This window comes from Mesorhizobium sp. 113-1-2 (assembly GCF_016756475.1).
Classification (GTDB): Bacteria; Pseudomonadota; Alphaproteobacteria; order Rhizobiales; family Rhizobiaceae; genus Mesorhizobium; species Mesorhizobium loti_C.
In genome coordinates this window covers 4,999,119-5,025,405 of the sequence record NZ_AP023242.1, presented here as the reverse complement: position 1 = coordinate 5,025,405, position 26,287 = coordinate 4,999,119, and the positions used below count along the sequence as shown (strand labels likewise).

At 62.6% G+C, this 26,287-nt stretch carries 31 protein-coding genes; 13 read left to right on the top strand and 18 right to left on the bottom strand.

What is annotated here, in order from left to right:
- Positions 1-35: 35 nt before the first annotated feature.
- Complete coding sequence (locus JN279_RS24385) at positions 36-767, bottom strand: hypothetical protein (protein ID WP_096445485.1); 732 nt, start codon at positions 765-767, stop codon at positions 36-38.
- A gap of 116 nt (positions 768-883) precedes the next feature.
- Between JN279_RS24385 and JN279_RS24380 the strand changes: the two genes are divergently transcribed.
- Positions 884-1,219 (top strand): DUF6949 family protein, encoded by a 336-nt coding sequence (locus JN279_RS24380; RefSeq protein WP_096445488.1) that lies wholly within the window; start codon positions 884-886, stop codon positions 1,217-1,219.
- 19 nt (positions 1,220-1,238) lie between these two features.
- Positions 1,239-1,766 carry a gamma carbonic anhydrase family protein gene (locus JN279_RS24375; RefSeq protein WP_096445490.1) on the top strand — a complete coding sequence of 176 codons (528 nt, stop codon included), beginning with the start codon at positions 1,239-1,241 and terminating at the stop codon, positions 1,764-1,766.
- Positions 1,767-1,804: 38 nt separating this feature from the next.
- On the opposite strand, the gene JN279_RS24370 is transcribed toward JN279_RS24375, so the two are convergent.
- The 5 genes from JN279_RS24370 to JN279_RS24350 all read right to left on the bottom strand — a co-directional run bounded on the left by JN279_RS24370 (position 1,805) and on the right by JN279_RS24350 (position 5,775).
- Entirely contained in the window at positions 1,805-2,365 is a 561-nt protein-coding gene (locus JN279_RS24370; protein ID WP_096445493.1) for an ankyrin repeat domain-containing protein, read from the bottom strand.
- A 114-nt stretch (positions 2,366-2,479) separates the two neighbouring features.
- A complete protein-coding gene (locus JN279_RS24365) occupies positions 2,480-3,232 on the bottom strand; it encodes an NYN domain-containing protein (RefSeq protein WP_096445496.1) in 753 nt (250 codons plus the stop codon).
- A gap of 269 nt (positions 3,233-3,501) precedes the next feature.
- Positions 3,502-4,110, bottom strand: coding sequence for a transglutaminase-like cysteine peptidase (locus tag JN279_RS24360; protein WP_096445498.1), 609 nt, complete (start codon positions 4,108-4,110; stop codon positions 3,502-3,504).
- A gap of 295 nt (positions 4,111-4,405) precedes the next feature.
- The gene (locus JN279_RS24355; protein ID WP_095204357.1) at positions 4,406-5,023 is read right to left on the bottom strand and encodes a PilZ domain-containing protein; all 618 of its coding nucleotides are present in this window, start codon (positions 5,021-5,023) and stop codon (positions 4,406-4,408) included.
- Between the two features lie 119 nt (positions 5,024-5,142).
- Complete coding sequence (locus JN279_RS24350) at positions 5,143-5,775, bottom strand: PAS domain-containing protein (RefSeq protein ID WP_095204358.1); 633 nt, start codon at positions 5,773-5,775, stop codon at positions 5,143-5,145.
- A 584-nt stretch (positions 5,776-6,359) separates the two neighbouring features.
- Between JN279_RS24350 and JN279_RS24345 the strand changes: the two genes are divergently transcribed.
- Positions 6,360-7,403 carry a substrate-binding domain-containing protein gene (locus JN279_RS24345; RefSeq protein WP_202350460.1) on the top strand — a complete coding sequence of 348 codons (1,044 nt, stop codon included), beginning with the start codon at positions 6,360-6,362 and terminating at the stop codon, positions 7,401-7,403.
- Between the two features lie 53 nt (positions 7,404-7,456).
- On the opposite strand, the gene JN279_RS24340 is transcribed toward JN279_RS24345, so the two are convergent.
- The gene (locus JN279_RS24340; RefSeq protein WP_096445503.1) at positions 7,457-8,476 is read right to left on the bottom strand and encodes an ABC transporter permease; all 1,020 of its coding nucleotides are present in this window, start codon (positions 8,474-8,476) and stop codon (positions 7,457-7,459) included.
- Entirely contained in the window at positions 8,473-10,029 is a 1,557-nt protein-coding gene (locus tag JN279_RS24335; RefSeq protein ID WP_096445505.1) for a sugar ABC transporter ATP-binding protein, read from the bottom strand. Before JN279_RS24335 ends, JN279_RS24340 begins: the two co-directional genes overlap by 4 nt.
- 256 nt (positions 10,030-10,285) lie before the next feature.
- Here JN279_RS24335 and JN279_RS24330 point away from each other — a divergent pair, with 256 nt between their 5' ends.
- Positions 10,286-11,044, top strand: a complete 759-nt coding sequence (locus JN279_RS24330; protein WP_096445508.1) for a rhomboid family intramembrane serine protease — start codon at positions 10,286-10,288, stop codon at positions 11,042-11,044.
- A gap of 88 nt (positions 11,045-11,132) precedes the next feature.
- Positions 11,133-11,564 carry a CBS domain-containing protein gene (locus JN279_RS24325; RefSeq protein ID WP_095204363.1) on the top strand — a complete coding sequence of 144 codons (432 nt, stop codon included), beginning with the start codon at positions 11,133-11,135 and terminating at the stop codon, positions 11,562-11,564.
- A 47-nt stretch (positions 11,565-11,611) separates the two neighbouring features.
- Here JN279_RS24325 and JN279_RS24320 read toward each other — a convergent pair whose 3' ends face one another.
- Complete coding sequence (locus tag JN279_RS24320; RefSeq protein WP_096445510.1) at positions 11,612-11,854, bottom strand: YjhX family toxin; 243 nt, start codon at positions 11,852-11,854, stop codon at positions 11,612-11,614.
- A 399-nt stretch (positions 11,855-12,253) separates the two neighbouring features.
- On the opposite strand from JN279_RS24320, the gene gatB reads away from it, so the two are divergent.
- The 4 genes from gatB (at position 12,254) to JN279_RS24300 (ending at position 15,797) form a co-directional block, all read left to right on the top strand.
- A complete protein-coding gene (gene gatB, locus JN279_RS24315) occupies positions 12,254-13,759 on the top strand; it encodes an Asp-tRNA(Asn)/Glu-tRNA(Gln) amidotransferase subunit GatB (RefSeq protein ID WP_096445512.1) in 1,506 nt (501 codons plus the stop codon).
- Positions 13,756-14,451 (top strand): DUF4386 family protein, encoded by a 696-nt coding sequence (locus JN279_RS24310; protein WP_096445515.1) that lies wholly within the window; start codon positions 13,756-13,758, stop codon positions 14,449-14,451. The genes gatB and JN279_RS24310 overlap by 4 nt, the downstream gene beginning before the upstream one ends.
- A 15-nt stretch (positions 14,452-14,466) precedes the next feature.
- Complete coding sequence (locus tag JN279_RS24305) at positions 14,467-14,943, top strand: GNAT family N-acetyltransferase (protein ID WP_096445517.1); 477 nt, start codon at positions 14,467-14,469, stop codon at positions 14,941-14,943.
- A gap of 155 nt (positions 14,944-15,098) precedes the next feature.
- A complete protein-coding gene (locus JN279_RS24300) occupies positions 15,099-15,797 on the top strand; it encodes an AIM24 family protein (RefSeq protein WP_096445520.1) in 699 nt (232 codons plus the stop codon).
- Between the two features lie 65 nt (positions 15,798-15,862).
- On the opposite strand, the gene panC is transcribed toward JN279_RS24300, so the two are convergent.
- Both panC and panB read right to left on the bottom strand, forming a co-directional pair.
- Positions 15,863-16,714, bottom strand: a complete 852-nt coding sequence (gene panC / locus JN279_RS24295; protein WP_202350459.1) for a pantoate--beta-alanine ligase — start codon at positions 16,712-16,714, stop codon at positions 15,863-15,865.
- Positions 16,711-17,571 (bottom strand): 3-methyl-2-oxobutanoate hydroxymethyltransferase, encoded by an 861-nt coding sequence (gene panB / locus JN279_RS24290; protein ID WP_096445524.1) that lies wholly within the window; start codon positions 17,569-17,571, stop codon positions 16,711-16,713. Before panB ends, panC begins: the two co-directional genes overlap by 4 nt.
- Before the next feature lie 230 nt (positions 17,572-17,801).
- On the opposite strand from panB, the gene JN279_RS24285 reads away from it, so the two are divergent.
- The 3 genes from JN279_RS24285 (at position 17,802) to JN279_RS24275 (ending at position 19,423) form a co-directional block, all read left to right on the top strand.
- Entirely contained in the window at positions 17,802-18,200 is a 399-nt protein-coding gene (locus JN279_RS24285) for an NADH:ubiquinone oxidoreductase subunit NDUFA12 (RefSeq protein ID WP_096445526.1), read from the top strand.
- Positions 18,201-18,358: 158 nt separating this feature from the next.
- On the top strand, positions 18,359-18,961 hold the full coding sequence (locus tag JN279_RS24280) for a DUF2155 domain-containing protein (RefSeq protein ID WP_202350458.1): 603 nt from the start codon (positions 18,359-18,361) through the stop codon (positions 18,959-18,961).
- Positions 18,962-19,036: 75 nt separating this feature from the next.
- Positions 19,037-19,423, top strand: a complete 387-nt coding sequence (locus JN279_RS24275; protein WP_096457247.1) for a hypothetical protein — start codon at positions 19,037-19,039, stop codon at positions 19,421-19,423.
- 25 nt (positions 19,424-19,448) lie between these two features.
- On the opposite strand, the gene JN279_RS24270 is transcribed toward JN279_RS24275, so the two are convergent.
- From JN279_RS24270 to JN279_RS24240, 7 genes are all read right to left on the bottom strand, one after another.
- Entirely contained in the window at positions 19,449-19,631 is a 183-nt protein-coding gene (locus tag JN279_RS24270) for an RNA polymerase sigma factor region1.1 domain-containing protein (protein ID WP_096445532.1), read from the bottom strand.
- Between the two features lie 13 nt (positions 19,632-19,644).
- Entirely contained in the window at positions 19,645-20,262 is a 618-nt protein-coding gene (aat, locus tag JN279_RS24265; protein ID WP_096445534.1) for a leucyl/phenylalanyl-tRNA--protein transferase, read from the bottom strand.
- 12 nt (positions 20,263-20,274) lie between these two features.
- Positions 20,275-21,618 (bottom strand): acetyl-CoA carboxylase biotin carboxylase subunit, encoded by a 1,344-nt coding sequence (accC, locus tag JN279_RS24260; RefSeq protein WP_096445537.1) that lies wholly within the window; start codon positions 21,616-21,618, stop codon positions 20,275-20,277.
- Between the two features lie 10 nt (positions 21,619-21,628).
- On the bottom strand, positions 21,629-22,090 hold the full coding sequence (gene accB, locus JN279_RS24255; protein WP_096457250.1) for an acetyl-CoA carboxylase biotin carboxyl carrier protein: 462 nt from the start codon (positions 22,088-22,090) through the stop codon (positions 21,629-21,631).
- A gap of 26 nt (positions 22,091-22,116) precedes the next feature.
- Positions 22,117-22,551 (bottom strand): type II 3-dehydroquinate dehydratase, encoded by a 435-nt coding sequence (aroQ, locus tag JN279_RS24250; protein ID WP_096445540.1) that lies wholly within the window; start codon positions 22,549-22,551, stop codon positions 22,117-22,119.
- Positions 22,552-22,696: 145 nt separating this feature from the next.
- Positions 22,697-23,533, bottom strand: coding sequence for a DsbA family protein (locus tag JN279_RS24245; protein ID WP_096445542.1), 837 nt, complete (start codon positions 23,531-23,533; stop codon positions 22,697-22,699).
- A 64-nt stretch (positions 23,534-23,597) separates the two neighbouring features.
- Positions 23,598-24,989, bottom strand: coding sequence for a tetratricopeptide repeat protein (locus JN279_RS24240; RefSeq protein WP_096445545.1), 1,392 nt, complete (start codon positions 24,987-24,989; stop codon positions 23,598-23,600).
- A 148-nt stretch (positions 24,990-25,137) separates the two neighbouring features.
- Here JN279_RS24240 and JN279_RS24235 point away from each other — a divergent pair, with 148 nt between their 5' ends.
- Complete coding sequence (locus tag JN279_RS24235) at positions 25,138-26,286, top strand: pyridoxal phosphate-dependent aminotransferase (protein ID WP_096445547.1); 1,149 nt, start codon at positions 25,138-25,140, stop codon at positions 26,284-26,286.
- The last annotated feature ends 1 nt before the right edge of the window (position 26,287 follow it).

Below are 26,287 nucleotides of genomic sequence, written 5' to 3'. Positions count from 1 at the left end.
GGCAGGCCGCGCCGGGCGTGGCCTGCCTTAATCTCTCAATGTCCGGTCTTCAGGATTCGCCCTGCCTCTGCCGTCATCGCCGCGTCGAGCGTCTGCCAGTCGTCAAGGAATTCCTTGGGAAAACGGTAGGTGAGGCTGAGATCGTCGCCGACATGGATGTCCCGCTCGCAGGGCGCCAGCGATTGATCGGCACTCGGTCCGCTCAGGCAGCGGGCCACGAAGGGATCCTTGCCCCCGCGCTTGCCGACCACCAGCACCTCGTTCAGATAGCCCGACTTCTCGTTGAAACCGTAAACCGTCGTGCCGCCGGGCCCCGGAACGCCGGGCTGGACGATCAGCGCGCTGTAGATCAGCGCGAACCGGCCGCTCATGTCGCGCGACATCATCTGTTGTTCGAAGGACAGGAAGATGATGCTTCTGTTGGCTTCCGAGTGATTGAAATCGTCGCGGGCCGCCTCGCTGTAACCGTCCATCTGGGGATAGCGCAGATAAAGGTCGAGACGTGAGGCGATGCCGTCGCGCCGGGCCTGGTCGAAGCGGATCAAATTGGCCGGCACGGAAATCACATTGTTGCCGATCACCACCCGGCGCATCGTCGTGTCGTCGGAATATCCGGCCATGGCGATGGTATGGCCGAACCACTTGCCGCCAAGGCTGATCGCCACCGACAGCAGGGCAAGTGCGGCGAAGGCATAGAACACCCGCTTCATCAGCGTGGAATCGACCACGGTGAGTTCAGGGCCGTCGGCGATCGCTGCCTGCTTCATCTCGGTCCTCATCCCAACCGCCCGTCTTGTGTCCCCAGGCGGCACACATCGCGCGGCACGGCTCTTGCAGCCTTCCTGAAACGACTGTGCGATTTCATGGTAAATGGAAGGTTAAGATGGCTGAGATGGAACTCTTCCTGTTTGCTTTTGTCGTCGGGCTGACGGTTTGCGGGCTGACGGGTTCGACGATGGAATTGCTGTCGGGCCGCAAGGTCGCTTTCACCGAGCCCTATGTGTCGCCCGCGAATGTGCTGCGCTCGCTGGCCGCCACCGCATGCGCCGGGCCGTTCATGCTGGTCAACGATGCCCTCGATGCCCGCCGCGAAAACCGCATTTCGACGATGGCGCTGCTCTCATGCGGCTGCACGGCGATCGCCTGGTCCCTGGCGCTTGGCATCGTCGTGCTTGCCATTGCCTCATGGGCAATAGGTCTCCTAGGGTCCGGCATCTGAGGCGATTCGGAGACCGACAATGCCGCTTTATGCGATCGACGGAACAGAGCCCAGCTTCGCCGATGCGGATACAAACTGGGTCGCCCCCGATGCGACGCTGATCGGGAACGTGCAGGTCGGCCGCAATGCCGGCTTCTGGTTCGGCGTGGTCATTCGCGGCGACAACGAGCCTGTTGTCATCGGCGCCGACACCAACGTGCAGGAACACACGGTCATGCACACAGATCCCGGCTTTCCGCTGACCATTGGCGAAGGCTGCACGATCGGCCACCGAGCCATGCTGCATGGCTGCTCGATCGGCGACAACAGCCTGATCGGCATGGGCGCCATCGTGCTGAACGGCGCCCGGATCGGCAGGAATTCGCTGGTCGGCGCCGGCGCACTGGTCACCGAAGGCAAGGAATTTCCGGACAATTCGCTGATCGTGGGCTCGCCGGCCAAGGCGATCAGGGTGCTGGACGACGCAGCCGTCGCCAGGTTGCGCGGCTCGGCCGCGCACTACGTCGCCAACGGCAAACGCTTCAAGGCGGGGCTGAAGAAGGTTTGAGGCCTGCTTTGGCGGATCCGCTCCGTTTCAGCGCCCACTCATCGTCCGTTGGATCCGCGTCTGGCCATCGCATCGCGCAGCAATGAAGCGCCGGCTTCAAAACCGGCAATGTCGGCTTCCTCTATGGCTGTCCTGTAGTCATCGATGCGGGTTTCGAGCGTCGGGTCGGCGCCCGCCGCCAAAAGCAGGCGGATCGCGTCGGCGCTACGAATGGCCACCGAATAGTGAAGCGGCGTCCAGTCGTTCACGCCTCGCATGTTGGGATCGGCGCCAGCCTCGATCAACAGCTGGACGATTTCCAGTCGGTCGGCGCGGTCGGTGGACAGCGCCGCAATGATGGCCGGAAACCCACCATGATCCCCGTAATTCGGATCCGAGCCCGCATCCAGCAAGGCCGAGATGAAGCCGACAGGGCTCCAATAGATCGCGTATTCCAGCGGATGCCCGAGGCCGAGTTCGAACGGCATGCGCTCGTCGAACCAGCCGGGCGAACCGCCCAAGGCCTTGCCAAGCCCATCGAAGTCACCAGCCTTGAAGGCATCGTCGATCGCCTTGAACAGACGATGGCGCTCGCATCGATCTTCCGGGATTTCCAACATCGCCGTGATCCAGAGGACGAAACCAACGGCCTACAATGCCTCGATCCGCCGCCCATGCAAAGGATGTCGGATGCGCTGGGCAGCCGTGATCCTCTGCAGGCCAAGCGCCTGTCGTTAGGCTGATTTGATTTTTCCCTTTTTCCCGGCCGCAGGCTTGATTCGAATACGCATGGCTCCCCCTTTGGGCGCTTCGATTTCGAATTCGGCTGTACTCCTCACCAGGTCACTCAGTTTGCCGAAACCATAGGTGCGAGGGTCAAAATCGGAGAAGAGGTTTGAGAGCTGCTTTCCGAATGTGCCGAGCAGCACCCAGCCATCTTCGCTGTCCATCTGGCCAATGACTTTCTTGAGTATGGGCAGCGCAGCGCTGGATGATTGAAGCGGCTTCGATGGAGGCGCGGTATCCGGGATGTTCGCCGGGCTGCGAAGAAGGTTTTCGGTGTAGATGAACCGGCGGCAAGCTTGCCGAAAGCTCTCCGGGGTCTTCTGCTCGCCGAACCCGAACACATCGACACCCTGTTCACGAATGCGTGCGGCAAGCCGGGTGAAATCGCTGTCGGAAGAAACCAGACAGAAACCGTCGAAGCGGCCGCTATGCAGCAGATCCATCGCGTCGATTACCAGTGTGATATCGGAAGCATTCTTGCCAGTGGTATAAGCGAACTGCTGCTGCGGAATGATTGCGTGCTTCGCCAATATGTCCGCCCAGCCCTTGGACCGGGTGCTGGAGAAGTCGCCATATATGCGGCGCACGCTGGCCTCACCGATCTTCGCGATCTCCTCGAACAGGCCGTCGGCGATCTTGGCGGAGGTGTTGTCGGCATCGATAAGAACCGCAAGACGTGGTGATCTAGCTTCGGTCGGCATAAGACCTCCTGCGGCTGACATCTTCTCAACATATGGCGGCGCGAATACACACCTGCCATCGAAATTGGATCAATTTTAGCAGCTGCCGCCAGAAATGGCGGAGCCGGCCCGGGGACGGGGCCGGCTCCTTAGACCCGGTCGTTGGGGACGGGGAGGGTGGGGACTCGACCGGGTTTCTCCTTAAGCGCCTCGCGTCGATGCGACGCGCTAAACCTCTGTTTTATGCATGTCGCAAACCATTGCCCCTTTGGGCGACATGCATTGGCGCCCTAGCGGACGCTGGCGACCGCGTCGGAGCGGCCGTCGTTGATCGTCACCCAAACGCCGGAATTCTCCGTCGATTGACGCTTGAGATAGGTGTAGTCGGTGTCCGTCCAGGACAGCACCTTGGTTTCCAGATTGTCGAGGATGAACTCGCCGAGGCTGGTGCGCACGGTCAGCACGGCGTGGCCGTCGCCATTCGGCTGGCGCGCGACCGTCATCAAGAGATCACCCGCCGGCACACCCACATCCATCAGTTCGCGGCGCTTCTCCAGCGCATAGTCCTCGCAATCGCCATAGCCATTGTCGGGATAGGCCCAGTACTCCTCGACACCGTAATTTTCCATGTCGGTGCGCGGCTTGACGCGCGTGTTGACCGAATTGTTGATGCTGACGATCGTCGCCCAGAGCTTGCGGGTCAGGTCGACCGGCGTGCCTTTGGGCGTCTTCTCGTTGCATTCGCCAGGGATACGCTGGCAGAACTCATAATGGCCAACTGGCTGCGTGGTGCGACCGCCGGTGTGCATATAGGCCGGTCCCGCGGCATATGCTGATCCCCAAGCGGAAAGCTGCATCGCCATTGCCAACAGCAACAGCTTGCCCCTCTTTGCTTTCATTTTTAGTCTCCCCGTTCGAAGGAGACGTTGCCACAGCTGGATTTATTTGACGCAAAGGCGCGAAGTAGACTTTAAGTAAAACGCCGGTAGAATAAACATAAAATTTGAATCATTTGAGTATTGAATTGTTTGGATTGCCGGGACTGGCCGGATGGGCGCGAGACCTCCGGGGCTGGTAGCGGCTTGAGGCTGCTCGAGGCGCGTCGATCGCTTCCAGATGGGGTCGATTGGCAGTTGCCAGAAACAAAAAACCGGCCGCGAAGGGCCGGTTGATCGAGGCATCCTGCCCGTGCGGTCAGGCGCGTGGCGTGTTGAATTCGGAATCGAGCGTTTCGGGGCGCTGGATGACGGCGAATTCGATGGCGACGCCATCCTCGAAATGGCGAACGATCTGGCCGCGCATGGTGCCGAGCATGACCTGGACGCCGATCGCCGGCTTGACGTCGATCTCGATCGCCGCGCCCGACAGCGACAGGTCGATGATCCGGCACTGGTACTGGCGGCCGTCGGTGAGCTGCAGCACGCTGGTCGGGTTGCGCGGCGCGACGCGCTCGTGGCGGCGGTCTTCCGGCAGGTCGAGTTCGTGTTTGTTGGCAAGCCAGGTCAGCTGCGCCGCGAGCTTGTCCTTCTTGCGGTCGGACGCGATCACGGTCATGGCGAAGCCGTCCTGCAGCGTGCGCGTAACGACGCCTTCGATGCGGCCGATATGGTCGATATAGGCGATGACTTTTTCGCCGGGCATGCCAATGCGATCGGTGCGGAGCGCGACGTTGCCGGGCGACATGTCGACAACCTGGCAAGGATGCTCGGTGCGGTCTTCCAGCATGAATCGTCCGTATATCTTGACCCGGACGCGCTGAAAGTTACGCCTTTCAGCTTGGGACGGCGCGTAGTCGACCGCCGCTGACCTCATGACTGCCTACACCCCGTTTGGCATTCCCGCGCGCCGATGCGAGGGACTTCATCAAAGAAGTACAACAAAGCGGGTTAACAAAGGGAAAAAACGAGCCTGTAAGATTGTGCGATCATCAACTATTCCTCGCGCCCGCCGTCGAAGACGACGAGATGGCGGATGCGGCGCGCCCGGCCAAGCGCCGAGATCGTGTCAGGGGCCTCGAGTTCGGCCGGAACAAGCGAGGGAACGTCGATCGCCGGGCGGTTGTTGAGCAGTTCTTTTTCCGGATCGATGACACGGATCGAATCGATCATGGCGTCCGTGATCGGGTCGGCGCCCAGCCAGAACGGCTTCTCCGCGGCACTGATCACACCGAGACAGCGCGGGTTTTCGATGCCGCCGTCGAGCGGCAAGGCAAGCAATTCGAACTTGTTGGAGCGGCCGTTGCGGCTAAAACCCTCGAACATGATCAGCACCACTGATTTCTGGTCGAAAACCCCATGAATCAGCCGTGAAACCAGACGCTGATCCTTCTCGCGCCACAGGGATGGGAAGGAGAACCCCTTGAGTTCGCGGCCATAGCAGGCGCAGAGCCTGGTGCCGGCCAGGCGGAAGACGGGTTGCCCGCGTGTGTCCTTCTCCAGGATGAACGTATCGGCCAGGAGCGACTTGATATCGGCGGGCTCAACTTCCGAACGCTTCGGAGCAGGGCGTCCGTCACGCAGGCGGTTCCAATAATGGAACAGCGTGATCGATCCGTTTTGGTTCATGGTATGCTGCTCCGCGCATTCTGTCGTCTGATGTCCCATCGGTGAACAGAAGGGCGCCCTCCGATGACCTACATGCGTTGCGGAGCAGGAAGCGTGCCAGCATCGTTAACACTTGTTCACGGGTCGGGGCCGTTAAGGTTAACAACTGGTTTACGTTGCGCCCGGGCAGGCCCTATGGCACACCAAAACCACTCCAGAAGCGGTCGTTTCGCGACGATCGGCAGCACTTCAGTCAAGGGTTTTAGGGGAGCAGGGGGCTCGACCGGCCGTTCAAGGGAAACCTTGGACGGCTTCTTTTTTGATTCGCGCCCTGTGATTCGCGGTTAACGGCGGGCATGATTTTTCGCTTATCGCGACACCTGCGGCGGTCCGGTGATCAATAGCGCAGGGATAGCCTGATCCCAGCGCTGTGTGACAGGCAGCAAGCAACATTTGCCAATCACACGCGGCGAAAGAGAAAAATCTACGTTCCGAGCGGTTCTGTCGCCGCTGTACCCTTGCAAATTCGCTCCTTGAGGCACGACGGCGGCGATCCCGCGGTCCGGAGACGTGCCTTGTCAGCGTAATTCTCTGGGGAAACCTTCATGAAGACCTCTATCCTTGGACTGATCACGGCCGGCTTGCTCTCCGGCGCCATTCCGCTCAGTGCCGCTCACGCTGCCGGGATCGCGGGTGCTCCCGCTCCTTTCGACAAGGGCGGCGTGAAAGTGGCGCTTGTCACCTTCATCTCGGCCGGCGATTTCTTTCAGGCCTATCAGGCCGGCGCGACGAAACAGGCGAAGGCGCTCGACATCGACCTGCAGATCTTTTCCGGCCGGCAGGACGCGGCCGCGCAGCGTGACCAGATCGAGCAGGCGATCAATCTCGGCGTCCAGGCCATCATCATCGACCATGGCCAGCCTGAAGCGCTGAAGGACGTCGCGCAGAAGGCCCTCGATGCCGGCATCAAGGTCGTCGCTTTCGACGTCAATCTCGACAACCCGAAGATCCCGCAGGTCGAACAGTCCGATCACGAGCTTGCCAAGGCTTCGCTCGGCCAGGCGCTCAAGGACAACGGCACCTCGTTCCAGGCCGGTTATGTCTATGTCGCCGGCTTCGCGCCGCTCGACCGCCGCAACGAAATCTGGGACGAGACCAAGAAGGCCAATCCCGGCATCGTCGAGAAGGCGCGCTGGGGGACGGTCAACGACACGACCGCGGTATCGACGGCCGACCAGACCAAGGCGGCGATCCAGGCCAATCCCGACATCTCGGTCGTCTTTGCTCCCTATGACGAGTTCGCGCGCGGCGTGAAGCTCGCCACCGACGAGCTCGGCATCTCCAAGAAGGTGAAGATCTATTCGGCCGACGTGTCCACCGCCGACATCACCGAAATCACAGCGGAAGGAAGCCCGTGGGTCGCCACCGCGGCCACCAATCCTGCCGTCGTCGGCGCGGTTTCGGTGCGGGCGGCGGCCAAGCTGATCGCCGGCGAGGATCCCGGTCACAACATCGTCGTCAAGCCGGTGCTGCTGACACAGGAAGAGCTGCGCAAGAACGGCATCAAGACAGTCGAGGGCCTCGACGCCAAGCTTCCGGCCTTCGGCCAGAGCGACGCGGCATCGGCCAGTTGGATCCCGTCAAACTGATCTTTTTCTCCTCTCCCTCGCGGGCAAGCGAGGGAGAGGAGATATTGATTGGGTTAGCGCTTCTTTCCCAGGCCGAAGGTCAGTGCCAAGGCTCCAACCAGCACGACGCCCTTGACGAAGTCCTGCGTGTAATAGGGCGCGTTCAACATGGTGAGACCGTTGAGCAGCACGCCGACGAAGATCGCACCGACCACCGTGCCGATCACATGCGGGCGACGCTTGTCGAGCACGGCATAGCCGATCAGCGAGGCTGCCACCGCATCGAGCAGCAGAGAATTGCCCGCCGAGACGTCGCCACGGCCGACGCGGGAGGCCACGATCAGCCCTCCCAGCGAAGCAAGCGTGCCTGACAGTATATAGGCCCAGAGCCGGTATCTCTTGGTCGCTGCGCCGGCAAGATGCGCGGCCGTTTCATTGCCGCCGATAGCGTAGAAGACGCGGCCCCAGCGCGTGCGCTCCATCAGGAACCAGGCGAGCACGGCGACGGTAGCCATGACCACGACAGACAGGGGGATCGTATCGAAGAGCCGGGACCGGCCGAGGATCAGGAACGCCGGATCATAGGCGCCGGGCACCGTCGAGCCGTCGGGAAGCACCATGCCGGCAGTGATCGAGCGGCCACCGGTCGGGATCAGCTGCAGGCCGGCAAGCAGGAACATGGTCGCCAGCGTGGCGAGAAGATCGGGCACGCCGACGCGGACGATCAGCAGCCCGTTGACGAAGCCGATGAAGGCACCCATCAGCAAGACCAGCACCATGGTCTGGGCCGCGTCCAGCTGCCACACGACCATGGCATAGCTCGCCGCCATCACCGACGAAGCGGCGATGCTGCCGACCGACAGGTCGAAGCCGTCGGCCGCCATGGTGATCGACACGCCGACGCCGAGGATCGCCACCACCGAAACCGCCTGCAGGATCGAGAACAGATTGGCCGAGCGGATGAAGGCAGGCTGCGCGTACCAGAACCCCACCACCATCAACGCCAGCAGCACGAAGAGGGCGTAGCGGCGGGTTTCGCGGAAAAGCGACGTGCGCGAGGCGGACGGCTGCGCCGTCGTCGTCGGATAGGTCATCTGTGGTCTCCGGCCTTGTCGCTCTCGACCTTGCCGATCTGGTCGGTCAGCGAGCCATGGCCGTCTCCGGCCTCATGAAGTGTGTGGTTGCGCATGACGAGGATGCGGTCTGCAACCTCCAGCGCCTCTTCGGTGTCGCTGGTCGCGATCAGCGTGGCGGAACCGCTTTGGCTGTTACGGATCGCGGCGATCAAATCGGCGCGTGCGCCGACGTCGACGCCCTGGAACGGCTCATCGAGCAGCAGCAGCCGGCAAGGTGCGGCCTGCCAGCGGGCGAGCACGACCTTTTGCTGGTTGCCGCCGGAAAGCTCGTCGAGCGTGTCGTCGGGTCCGCGCGCCTTGATGCCGAGCCGCGCTATTGCATCGGCCGCGACCTTGCGTTCGCGGGCTGTGTGCAGCAGACCACTCGGAAACCAGCGCTTGAGATGCGGCAGGGCGATCGTACCGGCGATCGAGGCGCCGGGAACTTCGGGCGGCAGCAAGGATGATTGCCAGCGGTCCTCGGCGACCATGAAGACGCCGCTTTCGATCGACTGTGCCGGCCCGCTCGACAGCCATGGCTTTCCGTCGAGCACGAAGCCGCCTTGCGCCAGCGTTTCCAGTCCGAAAAGTGCGCGCAGCAGCCGGCTCTTGCCCGAGCCGAGCGTGCCGGTGATGGCGACGACCTCGCCGGAGCGCAGGTCGAGATCGAAAGGCTCCGCCTCGGCAACCAGCCGCGCGCGCCTGATGGAGGCGATGATCGGCGCGGTTGATGCCTTGCTGTCATGTGTGGCGGCTTCCAATGTCCGGCCGATCATGGCCGCGACGGCGGCCGGAAAATCGATCGGCCTGGCAAAGGCACCGACGATGCGGCCGCCGCGAATGACGACGGCGCGGTCGGCGATCGCCGCAAGGTCGCCAAGCCGGTGCGAAATATAGAGGATTGCCATGCCGCCGGCGCGCAGGCGGCGGATGATGGCGAACAGACGCTCGGCTTCCGTGGTCGACAGGCTCGATGTCGGTTCGTCGAGGATGAGCACGGAGGCCCTGGCCGCGACGGCGCGGGCAATGGCGATCAACTGGCGTTCCGCCGGGCGCAGATCGATGAAGTCGCGATCGAGCTGCAGATCGAGGTCGATCAGCGCCGCGACCGCGCGCGCTCGCCGGCGGATCGATGCCGCCGAGACGAGGAAACGCCCCGTGCGGCCGCAAAGCTCGTCAAGCAACAGGTTTTCGGCAACCGCCAATCCGGCAGCACCCGCCTGGTCGGTCGCCTGGTGCACCGTGGCGATGCCGGCGGCCTTGGCGGCGCTGGGCGAGGCGAAGGTGACAATGTTGCCGCCCAGCGTGATCGTGCCCGCGTCAGGCGTGTAGGACCCCGAAAGAATCTTCACCAAGGTCGATTTGCCGGCGCCGTTGGCGCCCATCAGCGCAACGACCTCACCGGGCGCGACGGCAAGATCGGCGCCGGCGAGTGCGCGTGTCGGCCCGAAGGATTTCTCGATCCCGTTGACGGAGACGGCGATGGTTGAGTTTGCTGGGGGCAAGATGCGTGAGCTTCGGGTTATGGGCATTGCGCTTGGGGCGGCGAGTTTTGGCCGTCGTTCTCACCCGTTATGGCGCCGCATTCTAGGGAGGGGGCTCGTCGCTTCCGAGAACGCGCGTTGCGAGTTTTTCAAACCCCGGAGCAATTCCGCTTCGTTTCCTTTCGTTTCATAGCAAATGAGGGCGACGCGGTACGTCGTGTTCGCCGTTTCGAGAAACAGAATTGTTCCAAGTCGGCCATCCTTGCTCTAAAGCTCGCGCATCGAATCCTAGGACCAGATGCGTATGAGTGAACCGGTAAGCCCTTCGGAAGCCGAACCCACCGAACCGACGCCGGAGCCCCGGCGTGAGCCGGTCTTCAACCTGCCTCCCGTGGTGCTGGCGGTGATCGGCATTTGCGCTGCCGTCTATCTGCTGCAGCAATATGTGCTGAACGACGAGCAGCAGATGACGCTGCTCTATGATGGGGCCTTCATCCCCGTCCTCTACACCGGACAATACGGTTTCGATTGGTTCCTGTTCACGCGGCCCTTCACCTATGCTTTCATGCATGGCGGGTTTGCCCATATCGCCATCAACATGGTCTGGCTCGCGGCCTTTGGCTCGCCGCTGGCCAATCGTTTGGGCGCGCTCCGCTTCGCGCTGTTTTTCGCTGTGACCGGGCTGGCTTCGGTGGCGCTGTTCTGGGCCGTGCACCCCTATGGCGAGGCGCCGCTGGTCGGTGCCTCCGGCTCGATCTCCGGCATGATGGGGGCCGCCGCGCGCTTCGGTTTCCGCACCGATCGTTCGGCCGGCAAGGCGGCCTTCGCCGGCCCGGTGCTGCCGATCGCCATTGTCTGGCGTTTGCGTGGCGTCGGGATCTTCCTTGCCGTGTGGATGATCATCAACCTCGCCACTGGCCTTCTCGGCTTTGCGCCTGGAATAGACGGTCAGATTGCCTGGGAGGCCCATATTGGCGGCTTCGTCGCCGGCTTCTTCGGCCTGCGCTGGTTCGACCGGCGATGGCAGTCGCCTGAGTGGGAAACCACCGACCACCACACTTGAAATGCAGCCGATCACGGCGCACGATGTTCACTCTTACGTGAAAGCCGGTCAGGGCAGGAACCGGCAGGCAAAAGCAGAGGAGGACGCCATGACGGTTAAGGCAATTCTAGAGAGAAAAGGCCACGACGTGTTGACGCTCGGGCCGAATGAAAAACTTAGCGTGGCCATCCGCATGCTCGCCGACCACAAGATCGGTGCGCTGGTCATCACCAACGGCGATCGCAAGATCGTCGGCATTCTTTCTGAGCGCGATATCGTGCGTGTCGTCGCCAAGGAGGGTGCCGCCGCACTTGATATTGCGGTGCGTTCGGCGATGACGCCGAAGGTGAAGATCTGCAACGAGAACCACACGGTCAACGAGGTGATGGAGATCATGACCAGGGGCCGTTTCCGCCATCTGCCGGTGGAAAAGGACGGCCTGCTCGATGGCATCGTCTCCATCGGTGACGTGGTCAAGCGCCGCATCGAGGATGTCGAGCGCGAGGCGGATGAGATCAGGGCCTATATCGCCACCGCCTGAGCGGCGAAAGGAACCGCCGGCCGGAGACCCGACCGGCGGAACCATTTCTATCTGTTGTCGAGTTCGGAACGGACGAGTTCGAGCCCGCGCCTCGTGATGCGGTAGGGACCGCCGCCCGACGACGAAACTGCCTTTTTCCGCTTCAGCTTTCGAAACAGGCCGAGATCGACGCCCGGATAATGCCAGCCCTCACGGGTCAGGCATTTGACGGAGGCGATCCGCTTTTTCTCGTTCTTTTCGATTTCAATGCGTCCGCCCTGCGCAAGCAGGTGCAGGATGCGCTGTCCCACAGCGCCGCGCGTCCTCTTGGACGCGCAAAGGACGCTGTGGCACTTATAACTTGGCACATGATCCTTTCCGAAAATCGGTTCCGATTTTCGGGGTCATGTGCTGCGCGAAATATCCATAGGGAGAGTTTTCCGGAAAAACGAAAAATGCCGCCGCCGCGAAGCTTCGCGGCACGGGGCTTCAGGTTTTGTCGCCCTGCCTCGCTACGAGGTCAGGGCCTTACCGGGACTGAGCGTAAGTGGACATCCACTCTCCATTAGGATGAGCGTCCTATAGGCGAAAGCAGCTGAAAAGGCCAGCCCGCGGCTTTGCGCTTGTCTCTTTTGGCGGTTTGCACTAGCGAAGTTGCACACCAAAGTATGCGTCCACGCATATTCAGCAGTTCCAATATGTAGGCCCCCATGTCCCTGATCGATACCCGCACGCCCGACGCTAAACGCCTGATCTCCGGCGCCACCGGCGACTGGGAAATCATCATCGGTCTTGAGGTGCACGCGCAGGTCATCTCGGAAGCAAAACTGTTTTCCGGCGCCTCGACCGCTTTCGGTGCGGCGCCGAACGCCAATGTCAGCCTGGTCGATGCGGCAATGCCGGGCATGCTGCCGGTCATCAACGAGGAATGCGTCAAGCAGGCCATCCGCACCGGCCTCGGGCTGAAGGCACAGATCAACCACAAGTCGGTTTTCGACCGGAAGAACTATTTTTATCCGGACTTGCCGCAGGGCTACCAGATTTCGCAGTTCAAGCAGCCGATCGTCGGCGAGGGCACGGTGATCGTTTCGGTCGGACCGGACCGGCAGGGCGAGTTCGAGGACATCGAGGTCGGCATCGAGCGGCTGCATCTGGAACAGGATGCCGGCAAGTCGATGCACGACCAGCATCCGACCATGTCCTATGTCGACCTCAACCGTTCAGGCGTGGCACTGATGGAGATCGTCTCCAAGCCTGACCTGCGTTCCGGCGATGAGGCCAAGGCCTATGTCACCAAGCTGCGCACCATCATGCGCTATCTCGGCACCTGCGACGGCAACATGGATGAAGGCTCGCTGCGCGCCGACGTCAACGTCTCGGTACGCCGGCCCGGTGGCGAGTTCGGCACGCGCTGCGAGATCAAGAACATGAACTCGATCCGCTTCATCGGCCAGGCCATCGACTATGAGGCGCGCCGCCAGATCGCCATCCTCGAGGACGGCGGCAAGATCGACCAGGAAACGCGGCTGTACGATGCCGTCAAGGGCGAGACGCGCTCGATGCGCTCGAAGGAAGAAGCGCACGATTACCGCTATTTCCCCGATCCCGATCTTCTGCCGCTGGAATTCGACCAGGCCTATGTCGACGCGCTGGCCAAAGGACTGCCGGAACTGCCCGACGACAAAAAGGCGCGGCTCATCACCTCGCTGGGTCTGTCGACCTACGACGCTTCGATCCTTGTGTCGGAAAAGTCGATCGCCGACTATTTCGAGAAGGTGGCCTCCGGCCGCGACGGCAAGCTCGCCGCCAACTGGGTCATCAACGATCTGCTCGGCCAATTGAACAAGGCCGGCAAGGATATTGAAAATGCTCCGGTTTCGCCCGATCAGCTCGGCGCGATTGTCGACCTGATCAAGGATGGCACCATCTCCGGCAAGATCGCCAAGGACCTGTTCGAGATCGTCTGGAACGAGGGCGGCGATCCGCGTCAGCTGGTCGAGAGCCGCGGCATGAAGCAGGTCACCGACGCCGGCGCCATCGAGAAGGCGGTCGACGAGGTGATCACGGCCAATCCCGACAAGGTCGAACAGGCGCGCGCCAAGCCGACCATGGCCGGCTGGTTTGTCGGCCAGGTGATGAAGGCGACGGGCGGCAAGGCCAATCCGCAAGCGGTCAACGACCTCGTCAAGGCCAAGCTCGGCATTTCGGATCAATGAGCACAGACGCAAAGCCGGGCAATCCGGCAAGCGTCTCGCCGGCCCTGTTGATTATCGGCGCCGTGCTGCTTTTTGTCGGCACGTCGCTGCATCCGATGCATGAAGATCCGAACGATGCGCTTGCCGCCTTCGGTGAATATGCCGCCGACCATATCTGGCTCTACAGCCACATGGCACAGCTTGCCGGCGTCTTCGCGATGGTTGCGGGGCTGCTGCTCATCCTTGGCCGTCTGTCCAACGGTCCGGCCCGTGGCTGGGCCCTTCTGACGATCGTCTTCGGCGCGGCATCGTTGGCGGCGGCCGCTGCCTTGCAGGCCGTCGACGGCATCGCGCTGAAGGCGGTGGTCAACGCCTGGGCCGCAGCCGATGCGGCGGCAAAACCGTCGCTGTTCAGCGCCGCTTTCGCCGTGCGCCAGGTTGAAGTCGGCTTTGCCGCGATCAGCGCCATGCTGCTCGGCTTGACGGTTCTGCTCGCCACTACCGCCCTGCATCAGGCCAGGCGCTGTCCGTTGTGGCTGTCGCTGCTCGGTGGCGCCGGTGCTGTGGGCGTCCTGTTCGGCGGCTTGGCCACCGCGGCAACCGGATTCTCCGGCCTTGCCATGGCCGCCAACATGCCGGGCAGCATGGTGCTTCTGGTCTGGGTCGTGCTGCTTGCGGTGATCGATTTCAGACGCGACCGCGCTACGGCATAGGCGGGAGAGAAAGCGATGTTTGTCCGCACCGCAGGTGAACGCGACCTTGATGCAATCCGGGCGGTGCTGGTCGAAACCTGGCATGCGACGTATGACGCTATATACGGCGCCGCAAAGGTCACCGAGATCACCGACGAATGGCATTCGATTGCCTCGCTGAAGGCGCGGCTGATCAAGCCGAACAGCGACTTCCTTGTTGCCGATGACGGCAAGCGCATTGGCGGCGTGGCTTTTGCCGAAAGCATCGACGGCGGCAAGCTGGTTGTCCTGAAACAACTCTACGTGCTGCCCAGCCTGCAGGGGCGGGGTATCGGCGGCATGCTGCTCGACGAGATCATCGAGAGTTTCCCCGAGGCCGACGCCATTCGCCTGGAGGTGGAGGCGCAGAACACGCGCGCCATCGCCTTCTACGAAGCGAACGGTTTTATACGATCTGGCGATGCAGGCGAACGCACCGGGACGCTTGTCTACCGCCGCTCTCTTGCCGGGTGACTGACGTCTCAAGGAAATCCGGATCACCTTCGCGCGAGCGGCACGACATGTGCCCTCTTTTCATTTGACGGCCTGAGGGTCACACACCAAGCTGCGGGCAGCTGACCGTGCGGAAGCCGGAATGGGCTGGCGCGCAAGGCGGCGAGGGGGGAACCATGCCAAGCTTGCCGGAACTGATGCCGACGCAGGTGTCGGACGAAACCTTTGGTGGCGTCACCTATCACATAGCGGGCGAACTGGTGCCCGTGCTGTCGGTCGATGTGACGCAAATGCCTGTCTATTTCGAGCACCACATCCTGTTGTGGAAGAACTCCGCCATCACCATTGGCCTGAAATCGCTGAAAGGCGCGCTGAAGCGCATGATGGCCGGCATGCAGATCTTCGTCACCGAGGCGTCGGGGGCGGGTATCATCGCCTTCAGCCGCGACGGGCCCGGCCACATCGTGCCGATCCATCTCAGGCGCGGCGAGGAGATCCAGGTGCGCGAACACCAGTTTCTCGCCGCCACCGGCAATGTCGACTACACATTCGAGCGTGTCCGCGGGCTGGCGACGATGCTGTTTGGCCAGAGTGGCTTCTTCATCGACCGTTTTCGTGGCGATAGCGGCGACGGCATCGTCTGGCTGCACGGCTACGGCAATGTCTTCGAGAAAACGCTTGCTGCTGGCGAGACCATCGACATCGAGCCGGGCGGCTGGCTGTTCAAGGATACCTCGGTGAGGATGGAAACCAAGATCGACCGCCTGTCGAGCGGCTTCTTCGGCGCCAACATGAATTTCATCGTCAACCGCTTCACCGGCCCGGGACGCGTTGGCATCCAGTCGATGTATCTGCATATGCCGACGGAGGAGTAGGCACGTGCCGGAAATCTCGGATGGGCGACGCGCCAGGGGACAAAGCGTGGCGTAGCCCAGTCCGCTCAGGCAACGGGAACGTCCACATTGTCGATCAGCCGGGTCTTGCCAAGCCAGGCGGCGGCGAGCAGGCGCCCGACGCGGTCGCGGCGCCAGGGCGCCAGTGTCAGGCTTTCGCGGGCCTCGACATAGTCGACTTTCTGGAAGCCGGTGGCGATCAGGGCGCGGCTGGCTTCACCGGTCGCGTCATCTTGATGTGCACCGGCCGCCAGCGCCGCTGCTGCCTTGTGCAGGATCGCGTTGAGCTGGCGGGCGACCGCGAGTTCAGACTCGCTGAGATAGGCGTTGCGTGACGACATGGCGAGACCATGCGCGTCGCGTATGGTCGGGGCGCCGATGATCTCGACGGGCAGGTCGAGGTCGCGGCAGAGCTGCCGGACGACACAAAGCTGCTGATAGTCCTTCTCGCCAAAGACCGCATAGTCGGGCGTTGCCTGGAGGAAGAGCTTGGCCACAACGGTGGCGACGCCCTCAAAAAAGGTCGGGCGAAAGTCCGATTCAAGCCCGGCGGAGGGGCCGCCGACCGCAATCCTGGTGGCGAAGCCGGCGGGATACATCGCGCCGACCGTGGGCGTGAAGGCAAGATCGGCCTTGACCGTCGCCAGCAGATCCAGGTCGCGGGCGAGCTGGCGCGGATACTTGTCGAGATCCTCGCTCGGCGCGAACTGCGTCGGGTTGACGAAAATCGACACCACGCAGCGCTCGGCTTTTCCCCTGGCGATCCTGATCAGCGAGAGATGCCCTTCATGCAGCGCGCCCATGGTTGGCACCATGGCGACGCGCAAGCCATCGCGCCTCCAGTCACCGATCCGCGCGCGAAGTGCGGCGACGCTGTCGACGACGTCAGGCCGGCTCATGTCTCATCTCCGCCGTTTGAGCCCGAAAAGGCTTTTGAGCCCGAAAAGACATGGGCAGGGCCGGGGAATGTCCGGTCTCGCACCTCCGCTGCATAGCGCTCGGCGGCGTGCGCGATCACGCTGCGCAGATCGGCATATTCCTTGACGAATTTCGGCACCCGGTCGACGGTCAGCCCGACCATGTCGTCGATGACCAGGATCTGGCCATCGCAGTCACCGCTGGCCCCGATGCCGATGGTTGGAATGGCGATGCGGCGGGTGATGTCGGCGGCGACCGCCTCGATGGTGCCTTCGATGACCACGGAGAACGCGCCGGCTTTTTCGACGGCGAGCGCGTCGGCCATCAGCGCCGCGACGTTCTCGTCCGTGCGGCCCTTGATCTTGTAGCCGCCATCCTTCTCCACCGATTGCGGCAGCAGGCCGATATGGCCCATGACCGGAATGCCTGCGGCGACAATTGCCGCGATCTGCCCGGCCATGTCGACGCCACCTTCGAGTTTCACCGCCTGGCAGCCGGTCTCATCGACGATGCGCCGCGCCGAGGCCACCGCCTGCGCCGCCGAATCCTCATAGCTGCCCGCCGGCATGTCGACGACGACGCAGGCCCTGGCCGAGCCGCGCATCACGGCTTGCCCGTGCGCGATCATCATCTCGAGCGAGGCGCCCAGCGTTGTCGCATGGCCATGCAGGACCATGGCGACGCTGTCGCCGACCAGGAGCAGGTCGACATGCGGATCAAGCAGGCGAGCGACGGGATAAGTGTAGGCTGTCAGGCAGACCAGTGGTGTGCCGCTCTTGCGGCGACGAATCAGCTCGGCGCCGATGCGAATGTCGGTGGTCGGCAATTCCGTGGCCAATCGTCACCTCCCTCGGCCCATGGCCGGATTGGATATCCGCATGGGCGCGCTGAGCTTTAGAAAGAGCGCAAAGGCTTGGCAAGCGCGCATCCTGCCGCCTCTCGGGATCACGGGCTTGTGTCGGCTCCTTGGCGCGCCATTTGCGCGCTGCCTGCGGCAAAACCCTTGCCTTCCCGAATGCCTGACGCCATAAGCAGGAAACAGGCGCCGCCTGCGCAAAGGGTTCCGAGATGAAGACTTTCCTGACGCAGTTTTTCACCTGGTGGAACAGCCAGACGCTGGGAACGCGTCTGCACACATGGCGGTACGGCAAGAGGGTCGGCCAGGACGAGGTCGGCAATGTCTATTACGAAGGCGGCGTCGATTCGGAAGGCCGCACGCGCCGTTGGGTCATCTACCGCAACTATTCCGAAGCCTCGGCCATTCCGCCCGGCTGGCACGGCTGGATCCATCACCGTGTCGACCTCGCGCCGCCCAGTGACGACTACAAGCCGCGCGACTGGCAGAAGCCGCACCAGCCCAATCTGACCGGCACGCCGGCGGCCTATCGCCCGAAGGGTTCGGTGCTGACCAATCAGCATCGCCCGCAGGTCACGGGTGACTACGACGCGTGGACGCCCGGGTCGTAACGACCCGGCTGGTAACAGCGCCCCGACTTGTCACGGCACGAAGTGCAGGCCGGTCCTTTATCGCCACAATTGGTGTTTAGCTGCTTGCTGATCAGAAAACGGCGACTAGCCTTGGCGATCGACGGAATCACCCGGGCGCGAACCACCGGTACCCCTATATGAGCTTTTTCAACCTGATACCGACGGGAGGCCTGACGCTAGCCGCCAGCCTCGCCGTCAGCACCGCGGCTTTTGCGGCTTCGCCCACACCGGCTGTACCCGCCGCGCCCGCCCCGGCGGCGCCTGCTGGATCGGACCGCATCACCAATCCGGTCGCCGAGTTCGCCGGCATCGACAAGATCACCGGCCGCATCATCACCTTCGACGTCTATATCGACGAGACGGTGCAGTTCGGTGCTTTGCAGGTGACGCCGCGCGTCTGCTATTCGCGGCCGCAGACTGAGGAGCCGAGGACCGATTCCTTCGTCGAGGTCGACGAGATCACGCTCGACCGCAAGATCCGCCGCATCTTCACCGGCTGGATGTTCGCCGAAAGTCCGGGGCTCAACGCCGTTGAGCATGCCGTCTATGACGTCTGGCTGAAGGAATGCAAGCAGAAGTCGGACGTACCGGCGCCCGACGCAACCAAGGCTGACGCCACCAAGGCCGACGCCCCGAAGCCGGCCGCCACCAAGCCTGCCGCCGCCAAGCCGCCGGCAGCGGCCAGCCCGGATGCGAAACAGCCCGATCTTACGGAACCGGGCGCCACCGACGCCAACTGATCCCCCGGAACCGTCACGTCCATCATGCGTTGGACCATTGACGACCGCGCATCGATGCGCCCGGAGGATATTTCGATGTCAGACAGCAAGCGGATCACGGCGAGCAAGGAAGAGTTGCTCGAACTCGAAAAAGGGTTCTGGACAGGGGACGAGGCCTACTACGCGGCCAATGCCGACACGGAATGCCTGGTGGCATTTCCGCAAATGGCAAAGGCGATGGACAATGCCGATCTGGCCAAGACCGCAACCAAGCCCAACCGCTGGCGCGATCTCGATATCGAGCTCAAGGGAATCATCGAACCGGGCAGTGATATCGTCATGCTGACCTACGAGGCGCATGCGACTCGGGAGAATGGCGACCCTTACGCGGCGCTGGTCAGCACCGGCTATGTCCATCGTGTCAACGGCTGGAAGATGATGTTCCATTCGCAGACGCCGCTGGAGGCTGCAGCGAAGACCTGATCATCTGGGTGGTCCGGCGGATCGTTTACTCGGTGATACGTATCCCATGCTCGGAGAGAGCAGCCAATATGTCTTCAATCTCGGTCGAACTGAATTCACGTTTGGGAAGCAGTTGGTCGAGCTGACCCATTGTGGCGTCTCTGCCCTTTGTGATCAGCGCTTGAACAATCGGCTGCATATCCGCTCGAAGGTGGATTTCGCTCGACATCGAAGCTCTCCGGTCACGGAAAAAAGATCGCCTCGCCCTTCAACGCATCGGCGAGCATCTTCTCATACTTGCCGCGTGGCACGTCGACGGCGCCAAAGCGCTTGAGGTGCTCGGTGGTGAATTGGGTATCAAGTAGCGCGAAGCCGCGCGCCTTCAAGCGTTCGACGAGATGCACGAGGCAGATCTTCGACGCATCCGTCTCCTTGGAAAACATGCTTTCGCCGAAGAACACCCGTCCGAGTGACACACCATAGAGGCCGCCGACCAACTGGTCCTCATGCCAGGCCTCGACCGAATGGCAGTGGCCCATGCGGTGTAGTTGCACATAGGCCTCGCGGATCGGCGCGTTGATCCAGGTCGAGCGCCGCTCCTCGCGCTTTTCGGCGCAACCGTCGATCGTGGCCTCGAAATCGAAGTCGAAGCGTATGTCGAATGGGCTTTTGCGGATCGCTTTCTTCAGGCTTTTGGGTGTGTGGAACCCGTCGAGCGGGATGATGCCGCGCGTCTCCGGCCGGACCCAGAAGACTTCCGGGTCGTTGGCGCTTTCGGCCATCGGGAAGACGCCCGAGGCATAGGCCTTGAGCAGGAGGTCGGTGGGGATGCGATAGCCGGGTGCGTAGGGACGGGTCATCGCGTCCCCGGACTATTCTTCCTTGGCCAGGTATTTTTCCAGCCAATGGATATCATAGTCGCCATTGGCGATGTCGGCATTGCCGACCAGATCGCGAAACAGCGGCAAGGTTGTCTTGATGCCATCGACGACGAATTCATCCAGCGCCCGCCTCAACCGCATCATGCACTCGACGCGGTTGCGCCCATGCACGATCAGCTTGCCGATCAGGCTGTCGTAATAGGGCGGGATCTTGTAGCCGGAATAGACGCCGGAATCGACGCGGATGCCGAGACCGCCCGGCGTGTGGAAATGGGTGATGGTGCCGGGTGAGGGGGTGAAGGTGCGCGGATCCTCGGCGTTGATTCGGCATTCGATGGCGTGGCCATTGAACTTGATGTCTTCCTGCTTGACCGAAAGACCGCCACCGGAAGCGACGCGGATCTGCTCATGCACGAGATCGATGCCGGTGATCGCTTCCGTCACCGGATGCTCGACCTGCAGGCGCGTGTTCATCTCGATGAAATAGAACTCGCCATTCTCGTACAGGAACTCGATCGTGCCGGCGCCGGAATAGCCGAGATCGGCGATGGCTTTGGCGCAGATGCCGCCGATGCGGGACCGCTCCTCGGCGTTGAGCGCCGGCGAATTGGCCTCTTCCCAGACTTTCTGGTGGCGCCGTTGCAGCGAACAGTCGCGTTCGCCGAAATGCACGCCGCGGCCAAAGCCGTCGCCGAACACCTGCACTTCGATATGGCGCGGCTTCTGCAGGTACTTTTCGATGTAGACGGCGTCGTCGCCAAAAGCGGCGCCCGCTTCCGTGCGCGCCGTCTGCAAGGCGACCTCGAGGTCCTCCTCGGTGAGTGCAACCTTCATGCCACGGCCGCCGCCGCCGGCCGAGGCCTTGATGATCACGGGATAGCCGATTTCGGCAGCAATGCGCTTGGCTTCCTTCTCATCGGTCACCGCGCCGTCGGAGCCGGGCACCACCGGAATGCCGAGGCGCTTGGCGGTGCGCTTGGCCTCGATCTTGTCGCCCATAATGCGGATATGGTCGCCGGACGGGCCGATGAAGGTGATGTTGTGCGCGGCCAATATGTCGGCGAACTTGGCATTCTCCGACAGAAAGCCGTAGCCTGGATGCACGGCGTCGGCGCCGGTGATCTCGCAGGCCGCGACGATCTGATGGATGTTGAGATAGCTGTCGCGCGATGGCGGCGGGCCGATGCACACGCTTTCGTCGGCGAGCCTGACATGCATGGCGTCGGCGTCGGCGGTCGAATGCACCACCACCGTCTGGATGCCGAGTTCCTTGCAGGCGCGAAGCACCCGAAGCGCGATTTCGCCGCGATTGGCGATGAGGATCTTCTGGAACATCCGGCCCGCTCTACTCGATCACGACGAGCGGCATGCCGTATTCGACCGGCGTCGCGTCCTCGAACAGGATCGCCGTCACCGTGCCGGCGCGCGGCGAGGGGATCTGGTTCATCGTCTTCATCGCCTCGATGATCAGCAGCGTCTGGCCTTCCTTGACCTTCTGGCCGACCTCGATGAACGCCTTGGCGTCGGGCGACGGCGCCAGATAGGCGGTGCCGACCATCGGCGAGGTGACCGCGTTCTTCGATACGTCGACCGCTGCCGGGGCGGCCGCGGCAGCGGGCTGGGCAGCTGCCGCCGGCGCATAGCTGGGCTGGGGGGCTGCAATCGCGTGGACGGCAGGTGCCTGCCGCGACACGCGCACCTTCAAGTCACCCAGTTCGACCTCGATTTCGGTCAGGTTGGTGTCATTCAGTATGCCCGCCAGATCGCGGATCAGTTGCTGGTCAACACCGGTCTTCTTTATCGACATTTTCGAGCCTTCTGTTTGTTGGCCGGTCATAGGCGTGCGGCCAGCGCCTGTAGCGCCAGCGTGTAACCGAGCGGCCCAAAGCCACAGATCATGCCGACGGCGACCGGCGCGACCATGGAGACGTGGCGGAATGATTCCCGCGCATGGATGTTGGAAAGGTGAACTTCGGCGACCGGCAGCGGCGCAACCGAACGGATGGCGTCGTGGATCGCGATCGAGGTGTGGCTGTAGGCACCCGGATTGATGACGATGCCGGCGGCCTTGTCGCCGGCTTCCTGGATCCAGTCGACGAGATCGCCCTCATGGTTCGACTGGCGGAAATCGATCTCGAGCCCGAGCGCCGTGCCGGCCTGCTTGCAGTCGTCGGCGATCGCGGCAAGCGTCTTGCCGCCATAGATGCCCGGCTCGCGCTTGCCGAGCGCGTTGAGATTGGGACCGTTCAGGACGAAAACCGTTTTCAAAAAAGCCGACCTTTTCCGGCGCCGGTATCAAACCGGCGCGCTGGGCCTCTATACCGGGCATAGCCGTCCGCGAAAAGAGCGCAAGTGCGTTCTTTCACTGTCCACAACAGGCCGAAATCCGCCCGTGAAGAAAACCCCTGGCTGATCAAAGCGCGGCTTTCGCCGCCTCGATCTTTTGCGTCAGCACTTCCTGCCCGAGAGCCCCAAACACCACCTCATTGCCGACGACATAGGACGGCGTTCCGGTGATCGACAGCTTATTGGCAAGATCATAGGTCTTGGAGAAGGCCTCGGTGATCGACGGGTCCTTCATCTTCTCGCGCAGCGTCGCCTCGTCGGCGCCGAGCGAAAGCGCGATCTTGATCGCGGCCGCCTCGGTGGCGCGTCCCTGGCCGCCGAGCAGTGCGTTGTGGAACTCGCCGTATTTTTCCGGCTTCATCAGATGGAAGGCCATCGAGACGACGCTGGCTTTTTGCGAATCCGGGCCGAGGATCGGGAATTCCTTGAGCACGAAGCGCAGATCCGGATCAGCCTTGGTCAGGGCTCGCATGTCCTCGATGGCGCGTTTGCAGAAGCCGCAATTGTAGTCGTAGAACTCAACGATCGTCACCTTGCCGTTCGGGTTGCCGACGATGCCGTCGAAGCTGGAGTTGAAGATCTGCTCCTTGGCGTTCTTGATGACGCCCAGCGCGGCGATCCGTTGTTCTTCCTTCTGCTTGGCCTCGAGCGCGTCCTGCACTTCGAGCAGCACTTCCGGGTTCTTCAGGAGGTAGTCGCGGATTATGCCCTCGACCTCGGTGCGGTCGATCTTGGTATCGGCCGCCTTGGTGTCGGCCCCTGCCGTCTGGACAGGCTGAGTCGCCTGGACAGGCTGCGTTGTACCGGCCTTGGCAATCTGCGGGCTGCCGGCGACGAAACCGAAAGCCAGCATGGCGAGGGCCACAGCGATCCCCGTTGTGCCCAGCAGCAGTGCCTTTTTCATCGTTCTCGTTCCTTTTGCCTGTTTCCCAGTCCGGCTGTGTCGCAGCGCGTGATCGGAAGGTTCACTAGATCTTGCTTGTCGATTTGTAGTTTATGATATCCTGGGCGCGTATCCAACGCGGCTCGCCGCGCTTCATCTGCTGCTGCGCGCGCATGGCGAAGATCTTCGCATCCTTGTAGTTACCGGAATAGAAATGACCTTCGGCCGTGGCAAGCTCGGCGCCCGGTATGTCACCCAACTCGCCGTAAGCCTGCGCCAGGTAACGATACCCCTCGGCATTTTCCTTGTCGCGACCCAGGCCATTGTTGATCTGCACGACGGCTTTCTTCAGCGCGTCAGGCGTGCCGACCGCCATCAGCGCCTGGCCAAGCGAGACGGGCAGCAAGCCGGACCGCGCGGGATCGAGGCTGACCGCCTTGGCATAGGCTTCGGCTGCATCCTTGGGCTTGTTCGCCTTCATCAAAATGTCGCCGCGCAATTCCTGGAAATAGGGGTTCTTGGGTTGGGCCTTGATCAGGGCATTGGTCTTGGCGAGTGCGCCGGCGATGTCACCGTAAAGGTAGGTCGACTGGGCATCGCCATAGAGTGCCGCGAGGCTGCCCCGCATCTTTTGCATCAGCCTGCCGGCGGTGGCCTTGCCTTCCATATAGACGGCGATCTTCACCCGCATCATGTCATGGCGCTGCTGCAGCGCCGGCGGGTCAGGCTTGTCGACATTCGGGCTCTGCTTCACCAGCACTTCGAGATTGGCGATGCGTTCCTGCGGCATCGGGTGGCTGATCCGGTAGGGATCGATCTGCGCACCCGACAGGGACAGCGCGGTCTGGAAGCGGCGGAACGTCTTCAGCATGCCCATGCCGGACTGGCCGGTGGCGTTGAGATAGGTGATGGCGGATCGGTCGGCTGTTATCTCTTCGGTGCGTTGGTAGGCGAGGATGCTGCGCTGTGCCATCTCGCCGCCGCCGGCGGCAACGCCCATGCCGGCGCCGGCAAGGCCGCGGCTGTTGGTGGTGGCGCCCGCAACGATCGCACCCGCGCCAAGCAAGGTGGCGATGATGGCCATCGTCTTGGCGCGCTCGAGCTGGTCACGCAGTTTCTGCTGGTGGCCGCCGGCGATATGGCCGGCCTCGTGCGCGATGACGCCGATGATTTCGTTCGGCGTTTCGGCCGTCATCAGCGCGCCGGTGTTGATGAACAGCCGGCGCCCGGTGACGAAAGCGTTGAAGCTGGAATCGTTGACCAGCACGATATCGATGCCATCATTCGCCAGCCCCGCCGCCTTGAAGATCGGCCGCGCGTAGTCACGCACCAGAGCCTCGATCTCGGCATCGCGCACCACCGGCACGCTTTGGGCGAAGGCGGTGACCGAACTCGCCACGGCGACGGCGACGCCAAGCGAAAGCGTCGCGAAAACACGCGCGATCTTGGCAATCGTCGATCTGGGTCGGCTCAACATGACGTGTCCACTGGTAGACGAGCGGGCGAAAGATGAAAAGTCGGCACCGGAAAAACTTCCTCAACTTGTGATCCTCACATCAATCGGGCATTTGTGCGGCGCATGTATTCGAGGGCATAGCGTGCCCAACCGTCGGGATAGGGATAAAATGGTCGTTTCGCTCTCACGCCGTGGCAATGTCGAGCCATTCCACGCCATGGATGTGCTGGCCGAAGCAAACAGGCTGAAGGCCCAGGGCGTGCCGGTGATCTCCATGGCGGTCGGCCAGCCCTCCGATCCCGCGCCTGCACGGGTTCGCGCCGCCGCGGCCAAGGCCTTGGAGCACGGTCGCATCGGCTACACCGACACGCTGGGATTGGCCGGTCTGCGCAAGGCGATCGCCGAGCACTACGCGGATCACTATCGGCTTGAAGTCGAGCCTGGCCGGATCGCGGTGACCACGGGTTCGTCGGCGGCCTTCAATCTTGCCTTCCTGGCGATGTTCGATCCGGGCGACCGCGTTGCGATCGCAGCACCTGGCTATCCTGCCTATCGCAACATCATGGCGGCACTCGGCATCGAAGTGGTCGAGATCGAGCTCGGCGACGCGGCCTATTTGCATGCCGGTCATCTGGAGGCCGCGCATCGCGAGAAGCCGTTGAAGGGTGTCCTGTTTGCAAGTCCGGCCAACCCGACCGGCGCGGTCATACCGGCCGACGAACTGGCGGCTCTGGTCAATACGGCGGAGACATTGGGGATCGCCGTCATTTCCGACGAGATCTACCATCGGTTGGCCTACGGCGCCCCTGACACCTCGGCACTTGCCTTCGGCAACAGCGTGACGGTGATCAATTCCTTCTCGAAATACTATTGCATGACCGGCTGGCGCATCGGCTGGATGGTGCTGCCGGAAGAGCTGGTGCGGCCGGTCGAGCGTATTGCCCAGAGCCTCTACATCTCGCCGCCGGAGCTGTCGCAGATCGCCGCGATCGAGGCCTTTGCCGCGACCGATGAGCTGGAAGCGGTCAAAGGCCGCTACGCCTGGAATCGCGAACTGCTGATGACGCGCCTGCCGGAACTCGGCTTTCCGCTGGCTGCACCCATGGATGGCGCCTTCTATGCTTTTTGCGATGTCACAAGGCACACCAATGACAGCATGGCTTTCGCGCGCAAGATGCTGGCCGAGGCGCATGTGGCGGCGACGCCCGGCCGCGACTTCGACACCCAGGCAGGGCATCGCACGATGCGTTTTTCCTACGCCGGCAGCCATGATGACATGGTCGAGGCGATGGCGCGCATCGAACGCTGGTTGAGGTAGC

Excerpts from the sequence above, each read along its gene's own strand:
- JN279_RS24325 (WP_095204363.1), top strand. The coding sequence starts at position 11,133 with ATGACGGTTAAGGCAATTCTAGAGAGAAAAGGCCACGACGTGTTGACG.
- JN279_RS24235 (WP_096445547.1), top strand. The coding sequence starts at position 25,138 with ATGGTCGTTTCGCTCTCACGCCGTGGCAATGTCGAGCCATTCCACGCC.
- JN279_RS24300 (WP_096445520.1), top strand. The coding sequence starts at position 15,099 with ATGCCAAGCTTGCCGGAACTGATGCCGACGCAGGTGTCGGACGAAACC.
- JN279_RS24350 (WP_095204358.1), bottom strand. The coding sequence starts at position 5,775 with ATGAACCAAAACGGATCGATCACGCTGTTCCATTATTGGAACCGCCTG.
- JN279_RS24335 (WP_096445505.1), bottom strand. The coding sequence starts at position 10,029 with ATGCCCATAACCCGAAGCTCACGCATCTTGCCCCCAGCAAACTCAACC.
- JN279_RS24330 (WP_096445508.1), top strand. The coding sequence starts at position 10,286 with ATGAGTGAACCGGTAAGCCCTTCGGAAGCCGAACCCACCGAACCGACG.
- panC (WP_202350459.1), bottom strand. The coding sequence starts at position 16,714 with ATGAGCCGGCCTGACGTCGTCGACAGCGTCGCCGCACTTCGCGCGCGG.
- JN279_RS24270 (WP_096445532.1), bottom strand. The coding sequence starts at position 19,631 with ATGTCGAGCGAAATCCACCTTCGAGCGGATATGCAGCCGATTGTTCAA.
- JN279_RS24370 (WP_096445493.1), bottom strand. The coding sequence starts at position 2,365 with ATGTTGGAAATCCCGGAAGATCGATGCGAGCGCCATCGTCTGTTCAAG.
- JN279_RS24360 (WP_096445498.1), bottom strand. The coding sequence starts at position 4,110 with ATGAAAGCAAAGAGGGGCAAGCTGTTGCTGTTGGCAATGGCGATGCAG.
- JN279_RS24240 (WP_096445545.1), bottom strand. The coding sequence starts at position 24,989 with ATGTTGAGCCGACCCAGATCGACGATTGCCAAGATCGCGCGTGTTTTC.
- JN279_RS24365 (WP_096445496.1), bottom strand. The coding sequence starts at position 3,232 with ATGCCGACCGAAGCTAGATCACCACGTCTTGCGGTTCTTATCGATGCC.
- JN279_RS24380 (WP_096445488.1), top strand. The coding sequence starts at position 884 with ATGGCTGAGATGGAACTCTTCCTGTTTGCTTTTGTCGTCGGGCTGACG.
- JN279_RS24285 (WP_096445526.1), top strand. The coding sequence starts at position 17,802 with ATGAAGACTTTCCTGACGCAGTTTTTCACCTGGTGGAACAGCCAGACG.
- JN279_RS24305 (WP_096445517.1), top strand. The coding sequence starts at position 14,467 with ATGTTTGTCCGCACCGCAGGTGAACGCGACCTTGATGCAATCCGGGCG.
- accB (WP_096457250.1), bottom strand. The coding sequence starts at position 22,090 with ATGTCGATAAAGAAGACCGGTGTTGACCAGCAACTGATCCGCGATCTG.
- JN279_RS24385 (WP_096445485.1), bottom strand. The coding sequence starts at position 767 with ATGAAGCAGGCAGCGATCGCCGACGGCCCTGAACTCACCGTGGTCGAT.
- aat (WP_096445534.1), bottom strand. The coding sequence starts at position 20,262 with ATGACCCGTCCCTACGCACCCGGCTATCGCATCCCCACCGACCTCCTG.
- JN279_RS24275 (WP_096457247.1), top strand. The coding sequence starts at position 19,037 with ATGTCAGACAGCAAGCGGATCACGGCGAGCAAGGAAGAGTTGCTCGAA.
- JN279_RS24355 (WP_095204357.1), bottom strand. The coding sequence starts at position 5,023 with ATGAGGTCAGCGGCGGTCGACTACGCGCCGTCCCAAGCTGAAAGGCGT.
- accC (WP_096445537.1), bottom strand. The coding sequence starts at position 21,618 with ATGTTCCAGAAGATCCTCATCGCCAATCGCGGCGAAATCGCGCTTCGG.
- JN279_RS24345 (WP_202350460.1), top strand. The coding sequence starts at position 6,360 with ATGAAGACCTCTATCCTTGGACTGATCACGGCCGGCTTGCTCTCCGGC.
- JN279_RS24375 (WP_096445490.1), top strand. The coding sequence starts at position 1,239 with ATGCCGCTTTATGCGATCGACGGAACAGAGCCCAGCTTCGCCGATGCG.
- JN279_RS24340 (WP_096445503.1), bottom strand. The coding sequence starts at position 8,476 with ATGACCTATCCGACGACGACGGCGCAGCCGTCCGCCTCGCGCACGTCG.
- JN279_RS24280 (WP_202350458.1), top strand. The coding sequence starts at position 18,359 with ATGAGCTTTTTCAACCTGATACCGACGGGAGGCCTGACGCTAGCCGCC.
- gatB (WP_096445512.1), top strand. The coding sequence starts at position 12,254 with ATGTCCCTGATCGATACCCGCACGCCCGACGCTAAACGCCTGATCTCC.
- JN279_RS24245 (WP_096445542.1), bottom strand. The coding sequence starts at position 23,533 with ATGAAAAAGGCACTGCTGCTGGGCACAACGGGGATCGCTGTGGCCCTC.
- JN279_RS24310 (WP_096445515.1), top strand. The coding sequence starts at position 13,756 with ATGAGCACAGACGCAAAGCCGGGCAATCCGGCAAGCGTCTCGCCGGCC.